Origin of the sequence: Aquitalea pelogenes (assembly GCF_001515305.1) — a bacterium.
GTDB lineage: Bacteria > Pseudomonadota > Gammaproteobacteria > Burkholderiales > Chromobacteriaceae > Aquitalea > Aquitalea pelogenes.
In genome coordinates this window covers 49,179-62,468 of sequence record NZ_LNQV01000004.1, presented here as the reverse complement: position 1 = coordinate 62,468, position 13,290 = coordinate 49,179, and the positions used below count along the sequence as shown (strand labels likewise).

Below are 13,290 nucleotides of genomic sequence, written 5' to 3'. Positions count from 1 at the left end.
AGCTCCCCTGACCATCAGCGTTGTGCCAGCGGCACGAAAGCCTGATCGTCCGGGCCGGTGTAGTTGGCCGACGGGCGGATGATCTTGCCGTCAATGCGTTGCTCGATCACGTGTGCGCTCCAGCCGCTGGTACGGGCAATCACGAACAGCGGGGTGAACATGGCAGTCGGTACGCCCATCATGTGGTAGGACACGGCGGAGAACCAGTCCAGGTTGGGGAACATCTTCTTGATGTCCCACATCACGCTTTCCAGGCGCTCGGCAATGTCGAACATCTTGCTGTCACCAGCGGCGGCGGACAGGTTGCGCGCCACTTCCTTGATCACCTTGTTGCGCGGGTCGGAGATGGTGTAAACCGGGTGGCCAAAGCCAATCACCACTTCCTTGCGTTCCACGCGGGCCTTGATGTCAGCCTCGGCTTCATCCGGATTGTCGTAACGCTTCTGGATTTCAAACGCCACTTCATTGGCACCACCGTGCTTGGGGCCGCGCAGCGCGCCAATGGCACCGGTAATGCTGGAGTACATGTCCGAACCGGTACCGGCAATCACGCGGCTGGTAAAGGTGGAGGCGTTGAATTCGTGCTCGGCGTACAGGATCAGCGAGGTGTGCATCGCCTTCACCCACAGCTCGGACGGCTTTTCACCGTGCAGCAGGTGCAGGAAATGACCGCCGATGGAGTCGTCGTCGGTTTCCACGTCAATGCGCTTGCCGTTGTGGCTGAAGTGGTACCAGTACAGCAGCATGGAGCCGAAGGAAGCCATCAGGCGGTCGGCGATGTCACGCGCACCGGCGATATTGTGGTCGTCCTTTTCCGGCAGGGTGCAACCCAGGGCGGACACGCCGCTGCGCATCACGTCCATCGGGTGGGCGGAGGCGGGCAGGGCTTCCAGCACGCTCTTCACCACTTGCGGCAGGCCGCGCAGGGCTTTCAGCTTTTGCTTGTAGCCTGCCAGCTCGGCCTTGTTCGGCAGCTTGCCGTGCACCAGCAGGTAGGCGACTTCTTCAAATTCGCACTGATCGGCGATATCCAGAATGTCATAGCCGCGATAGCTCAGGTCGTTACCGGTACGGCCAACCGTGCACAGGGCGGTATTGCCGGCGGCAACGCCGGACAGGGCGACCGATTTCTTCGGCTTGCCAGTCAGAACCACTTCAGTCATGCCATTTCTCCTTGGACAATTTCTCTGGTTTTACTGTTGTGCGCATGGTCAGGCTGCGCGGGGCTGCCTGACTGATTGGTTTTGCTGCCAGTCTTGCTGGTGGCAGGCAGTTATTTGTTTTTGCCTTCGGCAGATACTTACTTGTTTTTGCCTTCGGCAGATACTTACTTGTTTTTGCCTTCGGCGGACCGTTACTTGTTTTTGCCTTCGGCAGACAGTTACTTGTTTTTGCCTTCGGCAAACAGCCCATCCAGCTTTTGCTCGTAGCTGTGGTAGCCCAGGTGTTCGTACAGATCCATGCGGGTCTGCATCAGGTCCAGCACATTTTTCTGGGTGCCGTCGCGACGCAGCGCGCCGTACACATTCAGTGCGGCCTGGCTCATGGCGCGGAAGGCGGACAGCGGGTACAGCACCAGCGACACCCCGTTTTCGCCCAGCTCCTGTGTGGTGTAGAGCGGGGTGGAGCCAAACTCGGTGATGTTGGCCAGCACCGGTACACCCACGGCTTCGGCAAACTGCTTGTACATGGCCAGATCGGTCATGGCTTCCGGGAAAATCATGTCGGCACCGGCTTCCACGCAGGCCACGGCGCGTTCGATGGCGGAATCCAGTCCTTCCACGGCCAGCGCATCGGTACGGGCCATGATGACGAAGCTGTCATCCTTGCGCGCATCGGTGGCGGCCTTGATGCGGTCTACCATTTCTTCCTGGCTGACAATCGCCTTGTTCGGGCGATGGCCACAGCGCTTTTGCTGTACCTGGTCTTCGATATGGACGGCAGCAGCACCGGCTTTTTCCAGGCTGCGGATGGCGCGGGCAATATTGAAAGCGCCGCCCCAGCCGGTATCGATATCCACCAGCAGCGGCAGTTCGGTCACGTCGGTAATGCGACGCACATCAATCAGCACGTCTTCCAGGGTGGTGATGCCCAGGTCCGGAATGCCGCAGGAGCAGGCAGCCACGCCGCCGCCCGACAGATACAGGGACTTGAAGCCAGAGTGTTCGGCCAAACGTGCTGCATAGGCGTTGACTGCACCTACAACCTGCAGCGGCTTTTCTTGTTCTACGGCGAGACGGAAGCGTTGACCGGGTGTGCTCATGGCTGGGTCCTTGTGTTGATCCGGGTGATGTTGGGGTCATTCTAGCAAGTGCTTGGTTGGAGTGCAAATGCTCTATGGCCTCATTCTGTACGGAGGAAAGTTTCAGCTTTTGCGCAAGGTCTGCTATGTTTCCGGGCAGCAAAGCTCGGGGGAACTCATTGCACGAGCACTGTCTAGCGTTGTGTTCACACAGCAGTACACACAACTAAACCAGTGGACAATTCAGGGAGCATTACAACGACATGAGTGATCGTGAGATCGATCAACAGTTGGTGGAGCGTGCCCAGCGAGGTGAAAAAAGAGCTTTCGACCTGCTTGTTGGAAAATATCAGCGTCGTCTGGCCAGACTTTTGTCACGTTTCATTCGCGACGGCGCCGACATCGAAGATGTGACGCAAGAAGCATTCGTCAAAGCGTATCGCGCCTTGCCATCTTTCCGTGGCGAGAGCGCGTTTTACACATGGCTGTACCGAATCGGCATCAATACTGCCAAGAATTTCCTCAGTTCAGCCGGGCGTCGTCCGGTGGTGAACAGCGAGTTTGAAGACGAAGATGGCGAGAGCTTCGACCTGGCGTCGCAAGTTCCCGACATGAATACGCCCGAAACCGAGCTGATGAACAAGGAAATCGTGACGACAGTGAACAGTGCCGTGCAGGCTTTGCCGGAGGAACTCAGAACCGCCATCACCCTCAGGGAGATGGACGGACTGTCCTACGAAGAGATTGCACAGGTAATGAATTGTCCCATCGGCACCGTCCGCTCGCGTATTTTCCGTGCGCGGGAGGCTATTGCTGCCGAGTTGAGGCCATTGCTGGATACGGCAAAAAACAAAAGGTGGTAGGTATGAAAGAAAAATTATCTGCACTGATGGATGGCGAGCTGGACGGGCAGCTCGCAGACAGAACAATCAAAGCCATCACGGAAGAAGAGGAGCTCAAGCAGGTGTGGGATGCCTACCACCTGATCGGGGATGCCATGCGTGACAATTCCCATGTGAGTGTCAATGTGCGTCAGCGTGTTGCCACGCGTCTGGCTGCTGAGCCCACGGTAATGGCGCCGCGTCGCTGGTTTGCGCCAATCCGGTCGCGCCGGGCGGGTGCCGTGGCGCTGGCCGCCAGCGTGAGTTTTGCCGCTGTGGTCGGCTGGCAGCAGCTGTCGCATGGCAATGCCGATTCCGCAGTGGCGGACCGGGGTGTGCCGGTGGCAGCGGTACAGTCGGCCCAGGAGCATGACGACCTGTATCTGGCGGCCCATCAGGAAATGACTGCTGACCAGAGCGTTGTCAAGGTTGCTTACGGGAATGGAGTCCGCCACTGATGCGTCTGACACAGCTCTCCGGGGTTTGTCTGATGGGGGTGGCCGTACTGGCTCACGCGGACGATGATTGGCTGGTGGTAAAAAAAACCGCGGCAGCGGCAAGGCAATTGCCACTGAGCGGCACCTACCTGCATCAGATGAATGCCTCTCTGGAAACCTACCGTATTGTGCGTGCCGGTTCTGGTGACAACATCCAGGAAAAACGCACCTCGCTGGATGGCCCGTCGCGCGAAATCATCCGCAAGGGTTTCGAGTTGGTCTGCTATGCGCCGGATGCCAAGTCGCTGGGGGCGGCCAAGGTCAGCGCCATGCGCCTGTTTCCGGCCATTTTGCCCGACGACATCAGCAATATCGCCCAGTCCTACACGCTGAAGCATGGTGGCAAGGACCGGGTGGCGCAGCGTGACTGCAGCTGGCTGGACCTCAAGCCCAAGGACAGCAAGCGTTACGCCTTGCGCATGTGTGTCGATCCGGTCAGCAATCTTCCGCTGAAGGTCATCACGCAAAATGCCGCCGGAGAGCCGGTGGAGCAGTTCACTTTTACCGAAGTCGAATTGCAAGGCCCGAAAGACCGTGCAGCCTTCAAGCCGCAATACAAGCTGAGCTATGTATTGCGCAGCGCCAGTGCGCCGCAGATGACGCTGGATGCCGACGCGCCGTCTGAAGTTACCGGCATGCCGGGCGGCTTCAAGCTGTTGCGTGCGGTGCAGCGCAGCCTGCCTGGTCAGGCGGAGCGTACGGTGCGGCACATGGTGTATAGCGACGGTTTGGTAATGTTGTCGCTGTTCATCGAGCCGCAGGGCGACAGCCGTGCCGAACGTGCGGTTAATCTGCATGGCGCGGTCAATATGGCCACGGCGATACAGGGGGACTATCTGGTCACCCTGGTGGGCGATCTGCCCGAACCGACCATGCTGGCGATGATCAGGAACCTCAAGATCACTCTCAAGCCATGATGGTGCCGCCGACCTTCCCGCCCTGGACGGGGAGGTCGGCCACTTTAAGCTTCTCCGCTGTTTTCTGTGCAAACCACATCAAGATGGAGCGACCATGTCGATCAAAAAGCTGATCGTTGCTGCCATGCTGGCGGCTTCTGCATTCACTGTCCAACCTGCGGCTGCCCTGGCGGCTGATTTGCCTGACTTCACCCGTATTGTTGAAACGGAAGGGCGTGCTGTCGTCAACGTCAGTACCACATCCACCATCAAGCAGAATGTCAGTGCCATGCCCGAAGGCATGGAGGGCGATCCATTCTTCGAATTCTTCCGCCGTTTTGCCCCGCAACAGCAGCAAGAGCGACAGGAGCGTTCGCTCGGCTCCGGCTTCATCATTTCGCCGGATGGCTATCTGCTGACCAATGCCCACGTGGTGGCGCGGGCGGACGAGATTACCGTCACCCTGACCGACAAGCGTGAATTCAAGGCCAAGGTGATTGGTTCCGATGCACGCACCGATGTGGCCTTGCTCAAGATTGATGCCAAGAACCTGCCGGTGGTGCGGCTGGGAAACATGGCCGACGTGAAGGTTGGCGAGTGGGTGCTGGCCATCGGCTCGCCCTTCGGCTTTGAAAACACGGTGACTTCCGGCATTGTCTCGGCCAAGAATCGCCTGCTGCCGGATGAGAATTTTGTCCCCTTCCTGCAAACCGATGCGGCGGTGAATCCGGGCAATTCCGGTGGCCCGCTGTTCAATCTAAAGGGTGAAGTGATCGGTATCAATTCCCAGATCTACAGCCGTTCCGGTGGCTTCATGGGTATTTCCTTCTCCATTCCGATTGATGTGGCCATGAATGTGGCCGATCAGCTCAAGGCCACCGGCAAGGTCAGTCGCGGTCGTATTGGCGTGGCAATCCAGGAGCTGAACAAGGATCTGGCCGCTTCCTTTGGCCTGGCCAAGCCGGCTGGTGCGCTGGTGAATGATGTGGAGAAAAAAAGTCCGGCCGAGAAGGCAGGGCTGCGAACCGGTGATATCATCCTCTCCGTTGCCGGACAGGCCGTGGACTCTTCGTCTGACTTGCCGCGCCTGATTGGTGCGATTCGTCCGGGCAAGCCAGTGGTGCTGGAAGTGTGGCGTAATCGTGCCATGCAGAAGCTGACCGTGGTGCCGGAAGAGCTGAAAACCGAAGACGCCCGTACCGCTCAGCGCGAGTACCGTTCGCCGCAAGCGGTGCCGGATGCGCAGAACATGAAGCAGCTGGGCCTTGCCTTGCAGGAGCTGACGCCTGCCCAGTTGGCCAAGGTGGGGGTCAAGTACGGTTTGCAGGTGAAGCGGGTGGGTGGTGCTGCGGCCCGTGCCGGCATTCAGCCGGGTGACGTGATTGTTGGTCTGGGTGGCGAGGCGCTGGGTAGTTTTGCCCAGTTCAAGGCGGCGGTCACTGCTGCGCCCAAGGGAAGTACCCTGGCCTTGCAGCTCTGGCGTCAGGGCATCACCCTGTTTGTGCCCTTGAGCATTGGTGGAGAAGAATGAAGCTGACTTTGTATTTCCGGGAGTACTGCAGTTTGTGCCATCAGATGCTGGCGGAACTCAAGCCGTGGCAAGACCGGCACGGCTTTGCGCTGGATGTGGTGGATGTGGATGCAGACCCCGAACTGGAGGCCAGATTCAACGAACTGGTGCCGGTTTTGATGGATGGTGAACAGGAGATTTGTCACTGGCATCTGGATATTCCTGCTTTGGCTGCACATTTGGGCGAAATCGGCTAAAATCCGCGCCAGTGTGAGTTGTTCGAGGGCACGCCAGCGTGCCCTTATCTTTTTGCTGGATACCGATGAAACATATCAGAAATTTCTCGATCATTGCCCATATCGACCATGGCAAATCGACCCTGGCCGACCGCTTCATCCAGTTTTGCGGTGGCCTCGAACTGCGTGAAATGAGTGCCCAGGTGCTCGACTCGATGGATATCGAGAAAGAGCGCGGCATTACCATCAAGGCCCAGACGGCAGCCTTGCATTACAAGGCGCGCGACGGTCAGGTATACAACCTGAACCTGATCGACACCCCGGGGCATGTGGACTTCTCCTATGAGGTTTCCCGCTCGCTGTCCGCCTGCGAAGGCGCACTGCTGGTGGTGGATGCCTCGCAAGGCGTGGAAGCGCAGACCGTGGCCAACTGCTACACCGCCATCGACCTGGGCGTGGAAGTGGTGCCGGTGCTGAACAAGATCGACCTGCCCGCGGCCGAACCCGAGCGTGTCTCACAGGAAATCGAGGACATCATCGGCATTGAAGCGATTGATGCCGTCCGTGCCTCGGCCAAGTCCGGCATCGGCATTGAAGACATCCTGGAAACCGTGGTCAGCAAGATTCCGCCGCCGGAAGGCAACCCGGATGGCCCGCTCAAGGCGCTGATCATCGACTCCTGGTTCGACAACTATGTCGGCGTGGTGATGCTGGTGCGCGTCAAGGACGGTCAGGTACGTCCCAAGGACAAGATCAAGTTCATGGCCACCGGTGCCGAGCATCTGGTGGAGCAGGTGGGCGTGTTCTCGCCCAAGTCGGTGCAGCGCGAAGTGCTGAACGCCGGTGAAGTGGGCTTCATCATTGCCGGTATCAAGGAACTGAAATCGGCCAAGGTGGGCGATACCATCACGCTGATGAAAACGCCGGCCACCGAGCCGCTGCCGGGCTTCAAGGAAGTGCAGTCCCAGGTATTTGCCGGTCTGTACCCGGTGGAAAGCCACGATTACGAAGCGCTGCGCGATGCGCTGGAAAAACTGCAACTGAACGACGCCTCGCTCAAGTTCGAGCCGGAAGTGTCGCAGGCGCTGGGCTTTGGTTTCCGTTGTGGCTTCCTTGGCCTGTTGCATCTGGAAATCGTGCAGGAACGTCTGGAACGCGAGTTCGACATGGACCTGATCACCACGGCACCCACCGTGGTGTACGAGCTGGTGCTCAAGGATGGCAGCATCATCCAGGTGGAAAACCCGTCGCGCCTGCCGGATCCGGGCAAGATCGAGGAAATCCGCGAACCCATCATCACGGCGCACATCCTGGTGCCGCAGGATTATGTGGGCGCGGTGATCACCCTGTGTACCCAGAAGCGCGGCGTACAGCGCAATATGCAGTACCTGGGCCGTCAGGTGATGCTGACTTACGACATGCCGATGAACGAAGTGGTGATGGACTTCTTTGACAAGCTCAAGTCCACCAGCCGTGGTTATGCCTCGCTGGATTACGAGTTCAAGGAATTCCAGTGCTCTGATCTGGTCAAGCTGGATGTGCTGGTAAACAGCGAGAAAGTGGATGCGCTCAGCCTGATCGTGCACCGTGCCTCCAGTATTTACCGTGGTCGCGAGCTGGTGTCCAAGATGCGCGAACTGATTCCGCGCCAGATGTTCGACATCGCTGTGCAGGCAGCCATCGGCGGGCATATCATTGCGCGTGAAACCGTCAAGGCGCTGCGCAAGAACGTGCTGGCCAAGTGCTACGGCGGTGACATCACCCGTAAGAAAAAGCTGCTGGAAAAACAAAAGGCAGGCAAGAAGCGGATGAAACAGGTGGGTAATGTGGAAATTCCGCAAGAGGCATTCCTGGCCATTCTTCAAGTAGGGGACAAATAAGTGGGCGAAAACCTGTTCTGGGTATTTATCGTTGCCGTGATTGTCGGCGGCATGCTGATTGCTTTTGGCGGCCAGCGTGAAGTCGCCAGAAAGACTGGCCGGTATCGGTGCAGTGGGGCTATCTGGCCCTGGTCATCGGTGGCTTTGGCCTGTTGTCCAACTACATGAGCTTCACCGCGGTGATGCTGGTGTTCGTGCTGGTGACCGGTGTGGTCTGGGCGCTGGACAAGTTTGTGCTGGCAAAGAAACGTGCCGGTGAAGCAGGGCATTTCGTTGAATACTCGCGCGGGTTTTTTCCGGTCATCCTGGTGGTGTTCCTGTTGCGCTCCTTCCTGGTGGAACCCTTCCAGATTCCCAGCAGCTCCATGCGTCCGGGGCTGGTGGTGGGTGACTTCATCCTGGTCAACAAGTTTGCCTACGGCATCCGTGTGCCGGTGCTCAACAACGTGATCGTGCCGGTGGGCAAGGTCAGCCGTGGGGACGTGGTGGTGTTCAACTATCCGCCCAACCCCAAGGTCAACTACATCAAGCGTGTGATTGGTGTGGCCGGTGACGTGGTGGAATACCGCAACAAGCGTCTCACCATCAATGGCAAGGCAGTGCCGGATGAAAAAGACGGCACTTATGACTATCTTGAACAAAGCCTGGGCACCATTCACAACGACCAGTTCAAGGAAGTGATGGATGGCAAGGCGTACAAGGTCCTGAACATTCCGGATGCACCGGTAGTGGCACTGGGGCAGGTGGCAGAATTCCCTTACCGTGACCAATGCCAGTATGATGACAACGGCTTTGTCTGCAAGGTGCCGGCCGGTCATTACTTCATGCTGGGCGATAACCGGGACAACAGCCTGGATGGCCGCTACTGGGGCTTTGTTGACGACAAGCTGATGGTGGGCAAGGCTTTCCTGATCTGGATGAACTTCGGCGCCCTGTCACGCATCGGCACCAGCATCCACTAATACCAAGTCATGGGGACTCACATGCAGCGTCAGCACGGTTTGTCAGTCATTTCTGTTCTGGTCATCATGTTGTTTGTCGGCGCAGGTTTCCTGCTGGCAGGCAAGGTGCTGCCGGTATACAAAGAGTATGCCGAAGTGCGCAAGGCAGTGACGGCCATGGCCGGGCAAACCGGCAAGAGCGAGTACGATTTGCGTCGTGAGTTCATGAACCATGCCATGGTGGGCGACATTTCCTCGATCAAGCCGGAAAACCTCACCATCATTACCACCAGCAACAGTGTGTTCGTTCGTGCCGCCTACCGGCGCGAAGTACCGCTGTTTGCCAATGTCAGCCTGGCCTTCGATTTTGATACCCAGGCTGGACAGACACCTCAGTAACTACCGTGAACCATGTTGATACCCGATTCCGGCGCCTGTCCGAGGCGCTGGATTATTCATTCCAGAAGCCCGATCTGCTGCGTCAGGCGCTGACGCACCGCAGCTTTGCCGCGTCCAACAATGAACGTTTCGAGTTCATTGGCGACAGCATTCTCAATTACACCGTGGCGCGCATGTTGTTCGACCAGTTCCCCCGCCTGAGCGAGGGTGAGCTGTCGCGACTGCGGGCCAATCTGGTCAACCAGAACACCCTGGCGGAAATCGCCCACGAACTGAAGCTGGGTGACTACCTGTATCTGGGTGAGGGCGAACTCAAAAGCGGCGGCTTCAACCGTCCGTCCATACTGGCGGATGCGCTGGAAGCCACGTTTGCGGCGGTCAGCTTTGATGCCGACTTCCAGCATGCCGAACAGGTGGTACGTCGGCTGTATGGCAGCCGCGTGGCCGCCATCGACCCCACCAAGCATGCCAAGGACGCCAAGACCCGCCTGCAGGAAGCCTTGCAGGCGCGCAAATGGCCCCTGCCCAAATACCGCATTCTTGGCCAGACCGGCGAAGCCCACGAACAATGGTTCAAGGTGCTGTGCGATCTGGGCGAACTGATGATCGAATCGCAGGGCGAAGGCGGCAGCCGCCGCGCCGCAGAACAGCAGGCAGCGGAAGCCGCCTTGCTGCTCCTTGAACAAAAACTGGCCACAGGCAAGAAACACGCATGACAGAACACGCATATCACTGTGGCTTTGTAGCCATCGTGGGCCGCCCGAATGTGGGCAAGTCCACGCTGATGAATCACCTCATCGGCCAGAAAGTCAGCATCACCTCGAAAAAGGCGCAAACCACGCGTCACCGGGTCAATGGCATTCATACCGAAGACAATGCCCAGTTCATTTTTGTTGATACGCCGGGTTTCCAGACCTTCCACAAGGGCGCGCTCAACGAAACGCTCAACAAGAGCGTGAAGGATTCGCTGGGTAGCGTGGACTGTGTGCTGTTCATTCTGGAAGCCATGCGCATCAGCGCGGCCGACCGCGAAGTGATGGCGCTGCTGCCAAAACATACGCCGGTAATCCTGGTGATCAACAAGCTGGACAAGGTCAAGGACAAGCTGTTGCTGCAGGAATTCATCGATGGCGTGCGTGCGGAATTCCCCTTTACCGATTGCGAAGTGGTCAGCGCCAAGCACGGCCAGCGCCTGAGCGAACTCTTGGACAAGGTGCGTCCGCATCTGCCGGAATCCATGCCGCTGTATCCGGACGACATGGTGACCGACAAGAGCGAGCGTTTCCTGTCGGCCGAAATCGTGCGCGAAAAGCTGTTCCGCTATCTGGGCGAAGAACTGCCTTACGAAATGAACGTGGAAGTGGAAATGTTCGAGATGGACGGTGCGCTGCGCCGCATCCACATTGCCGTTCTGGTGGACAAGGAAAACCAGAAGCCCATCGTGATTGGCAAAGGCGGCGAGAAGCTGAAGAAAATTTCCACCGAAGCCCGTCTGGACATGGAAAAGCTGTTTGACGGCAAGGTATTCCTGCAAGTGTGGGTGAAGGTGAAATCCGGCTGGGCCGATGATGTACGCTTCCTGCGGGAATTCGGCTTGAACTGATGTTGCACGCTTCTTCACAGCCGCCCTGTTGGGCGGTGATTTTTTCTGCACCCGCCAGCCCGGCGGACCTGACCGGACGCATGTTGCGCCTGGCCAGCCTGCAAGCGGGCTATCTGGGTGCTGATTCCGTACAGGATGACAGCGGCAAGGCCTTCACCCGTTGCTATTGGGACAATGTGGATGCCATCGCCGCCTGGCGCATGCATGCCGAGCAGTTGCTGTCCCGTGTTGGAAGCCGGGAAGACGCGCTGCAATTTGCCCTGCAGATCGACCGCATCAGCCCGCCTGCGGATGTTGGTTCCGGAATGAAGAAATGAGCCAGCAAGGCAGGGTGGACCGTCAGGCGGCGTATTTGCTGCATGCACAACCCTACCGGGAAACCAGCCTGCTGGTGGAAGTGCTGACGCCGCAGCATGGCCGCTTCACCATGGTGGCGCGCGGCGCGCGCCGGCCACGTGCCGATGTGCGCGGCGTCCTGCTGCCGTTTCAGCCACTTACCCTGTCCTGGTTCGGCAAAGGCGAGGTACGTACCCTGCACACGGCTGAATGGAATGGAGGGGTACCACAACTGGCCGGCATGCGCCTGATCTGCGGCTTTTACCTGAACGAGCTGATGCTCAAGCTCACCGCCCGTGACGATGCCGAGCCGCGTGCCTTCGCCGTCTACGACCAGGCGGTCAGGGCGCTGGCGCTGGCCGACTCCCTGTCCGCCACCTTGCGACGTTACGAATTGCGGCTATTGCAGGCGCTGGGCTATGCTGGCAGCTTCGCCTGCGACCAGCACGGCGCTGCCATCGACGCCGCAGCCCTCTACCTGTGCCGTGGCGGTGCCTTGCCCGAGCGCGATGCCGGATTCGACCCGACAGGGCCCTTTCTGCGCCTGCCAGGCAGTGAGCTGCTGGCCATCGAGGCAGACAACTACACTGCCATCAGCACCCGCCGTGCAGCGCGCAGCCTGCTGCGGCTGCTATTGACCGATTTGCTGGGCGAGGAGCCATTTGCCTCGCGTGAACTCTTGCAGGCCGTCAACGCCATTGCCGACTGAGGCCTGCCAACAGGAGCTGAACATGATTTTGCTTGGTGTGAATATCGACCACGTTGCCACCCTGCGCCAGGCGCGCGGTACCCGCTACCCCAGCCCGATCGAAGCGGCGCTGGTAGCGGAAACCGCCGGTGCCGACCTGATTACCCTGCATCTGCGCGAAGACCGCCGTCACATCCAGGATGCCGACGTGGTGGCCATGCGTCAGGTCATCAAGACCCGCATGAACCTGGAAATGGCGATGACACCGGAAATGCTGGCCAATGCGCTGGCCGTGGCACCGGAAGACGTATGCCTGGTGCCGGAAAAGCGTGAAGAAGTCACCACTGAAGGCGGCCTGGATGTGCTTGGCCACTATGCAGATGTCTGTCATTACACCGAAACCCTGCAACAGGCCGGTATCCGGGTGTCCATCTTCATCGACCCGGACCGCGCGCAGATCAGCAAGGCTTTCGAAGCCGGCGCCCGCGTGATCGAGCTGCACACCGGCGCCTACGCCGATGCCGTGCATGCCGCTGAACGCGAAGCGGAACTGGCACGCATCCGCGGTGCGGCCGCCTTTGCCGCCGAGCTGGGCATGGTGGTGAATGCCGGTCACGGACTGAATTATCACAACGTCAAGCCGATTGCCGCCATTCCGCAAATCACCGAGCTGAACATCGGCCATGCCATCATCGGTCAGGCGGTGTTCGTCGGCCTGGATCGCGCCGTGCGCGACATGAAAGCCCTGATGCAGGAAGCCCGTGGCTGAAGCAGGACAGGAGCGGGCAGATGATATACGGCATTGGCACGGACATGGTGGAAATCGCCCGCATGCAGGGGCTGCTGCAGCGCTGGGGTGACAAGGCCGGGCGGCGCATTCTGGCCGAGGCCGAAATGGCGGATTTCCTGCAGTCCCGCGACCAGGCGCGTTTTCTGGCCAAGCGTTTTGCCGTGAAAGAAGCGCTGTCAAAGGCGGTTGGCACTGGTGTGGTGGACCCGGTGCTGTTGACTGCCATTGCGGTCAGCCATGACGAACTGGGCAAGCCGCAACTGGTCTTTTCTGCTGGCTTGCAGGCTTTTCTCAGCCAGCGCGGCATTGTGCGCAGCCATGTTTCCATTACCGACGAGCGGGAACACGCGCTGGCTTTCGTCGTGCTGGAGCAAGCCTAGCGCCGCCGGGC

General features: G+C 59.0%; 16 protein-coding genes and 1 pseudogene. 14 read left to right on the top strand and 3 right to left on the bottom strand.

The genetic code is table 11. The features are described 5' to 3' along the window. Positions 1–14: 14 nt before the first annotated feature. From prpC to prpB, 3 genes are read right to left on the bottom strand one after another with little or no spacing between them, the layout of a single operon-like run. Positions 15–1,163, bottom strand: a complete 1,149-nt coding sequence (gene prpC, locus AWT75_RS02745; RefSeq protein ID WP_059287001.1) for a bifunctional 2-methylcitrate synthase/citrate synthase — start codon at positions 1,161–1,163, stop codon at positions 15–17. Further along, positions 1,156–1,404 (bottom strand): hypothetical protein, encoded by a 249-nt coding sequence (locus AWT75_RS21180; RefSeq protein WP_153013219.1) that lies wholly within the window; start codon positions 1,402–1,404, stop codon positions 1,156–1,158. Before AWT75_RS21180 ends, prpC begins: the two co-directional genes overlap by 8 nt. After that, a complete protein-coding gene (gene prpB, locus AWT75_RS02740) occupies positions 1,382–2,263 on the bottom strand; it encodes a methylisocitrate lyase (RefSeq protein ID WP_045847945.1) in 882 nt (293 codons plus the stop codon). Before prpB ends, AWT75_RS21180 begins: the two co-directional genes overlap by 23 nt. Before the next feature lie 242 nt (positions 2,264–2,505). On the opposite strand from prpB, the gene rpoE reads away from it, so the two are divergent. The 14 genes and pseudogenes from rpoE to acpS all read left to right on the top strand — a co-directional run bounded on the left by rpoE (position 2,506) and on the right by acpS (position 13,279). Further along, entirely contained in the window at positions 2,506–3,105 is a 600-nt protein-coding gene (rpoE, locus tag AWT75_RS02735) for an RNA polymerase sigma factor RpoE (RefSeq protein WP_045847946.1), read from the top strand. 2 nt (positions 3,106–3,107) lie between these two features. Then, entirely contained in the window at positions 3,108–3,581 is a 474-nt protein-coding gene (locus tag AWT75_RS02730; RefSeq protein WP_062787052.1) for a sigma-E factor negative regulatory protein, read from the top strand. Next, a complete protein-coding gene (locus tag AWT75_RS02725) occupies positions 3,581–4,537 on the top strand; it encodes a MucB/RseB C-terminal domain-containing protein (protein ID WP_062787049.1) in 957 nt (318 codons plus the stop codon). Before AWT75_RS02730 ends, AWT75_RS02725 begins: the two co-directional genes overlap by 1 nt. 94 nt (positions 4,538–4,631) lie before the next feature. After that, positions 4,632–6,047 (top strand): DegQ family serine endoprotease, encoded by a 1,416-nt coding sequence (locus AWT75_RS02720; protein ID WP_062787045.1) that lies wholly within the window; start codon positions 4,632–4,634, stop codon positions 6,045–6,047. After that, the gene (locus AWT75_RS02715; protein ID WP_045847950.1) at positions 6,044–6,283 is read left to right on the top strand and encodes a glutaredoxin family protein; all 240 of its coding nucleotides are present in this window, start codon (positions 6,044–6,046) and stop codon (positions 6,281–6,283) included. Before AWT75_RS02720 ends, AWT75_RS02715 begins: the two co-directional genes overlap by 4 nt. Positions 6,284–6,348: 65 nt before the next feature. Beyond that, positions 6,349–8,142 (top strand): translation elongation factor 4, encoded by a 1,794-nt coding sequence (gene lepA, locus AWT75_RS02710; protein ID WP_045847951.1) that lies wholly within the window; start codon positions 6,349–6,351, stop codon positions 8,140–8,142. Further along, positions 8,143–9,104, top strand: a pseudogene (gene lepB, locus AWT75_RS02705) (signal peptidase I). Positions 9,105–9,125: 21 nt separating this feature from the next. Continuing rightward, positions 9,126–9,482, top strand: coding sequence for a DUF4845 domain-containing protein (locus tag AWT75_RS02700; RefSeq protein WP_045847952.1), 357 nt, complete (start codon positions 9,126–9,128; stop codon positions 9,480–9,482). Positions 9,483–9,487: 5 nt separating this feature from the next. After that, positions 9,488–10,198 (top strand): ribonuclease III, encoded by a 711-nt coding sequence (rnc, locus tag AWT75_RS02695; protein WP_045847953.1) that lies wholly within the window; start codon positions 9,488–9,490, stop codon positions 10,196–10,198. Continuing rightward, a complete protein-coding gene (gene era / locus AWT75_RS02690; protein WP_045847954.1) occupies positions 10,195–11,085 on the top strand; it encodes a GTPase Era in 891 nt (296 codons plus the stop codon). The genes rnc and era overlap by 4 nt, the downstream gene beginning before the upstream one ends. After that, a complete protein-coding gene (locus AWT75_RS02685; RefSeq protein WP_062787041.1) occupies positions 11,085–11,402 on the top strand; it encodes a hypothetical protein in 318 nt (105 codons plus the stop codon). The genes era and AWT75_RS02685 overlap by 1 nt, the downstream gene beginning before the upstream one ends. After that, positions 11,399–12,130, top strand: a complete 732-nt coding sequence (gene recO / locus AWT75_RS02680) for a DNA repair protein RecO (protein WP_045847956.1) — start codon at positions 11,399–11,401, stop codon at positions 12,128–12,130. The genes AWT75_RS02685 and recO overlap by 4 nt, the downstream gene beginning before the upstream one ends. Positions 12,131–12,152: 22 nt before the next feature. Next, positions 12,153–12,878, top strand: a complete 726-nt coding sequence (gene pdxJ, locus AWT75_RS02675) for a pyridoxine 5'-phosphate synthase (RefSeq protein WP_062787187.1) — start codon at positions 12,153–12,155, stop codon at positions 12,876–12,878. 20 nt (positions 12,879–12,898) lie between these two features. Continuing rightward, complete coding sequence (gene acpS, locus AWT75_RS02670) at positions 12,899–13,279, top strand: holo-ACP synthase (protein WP_045847959.1); 381 nt, start codon at positions 12,899–12,901, stop codon at positions 13,277–13,279. Positions 13,280–13,290: the final 11 nt, after the last annotated feature.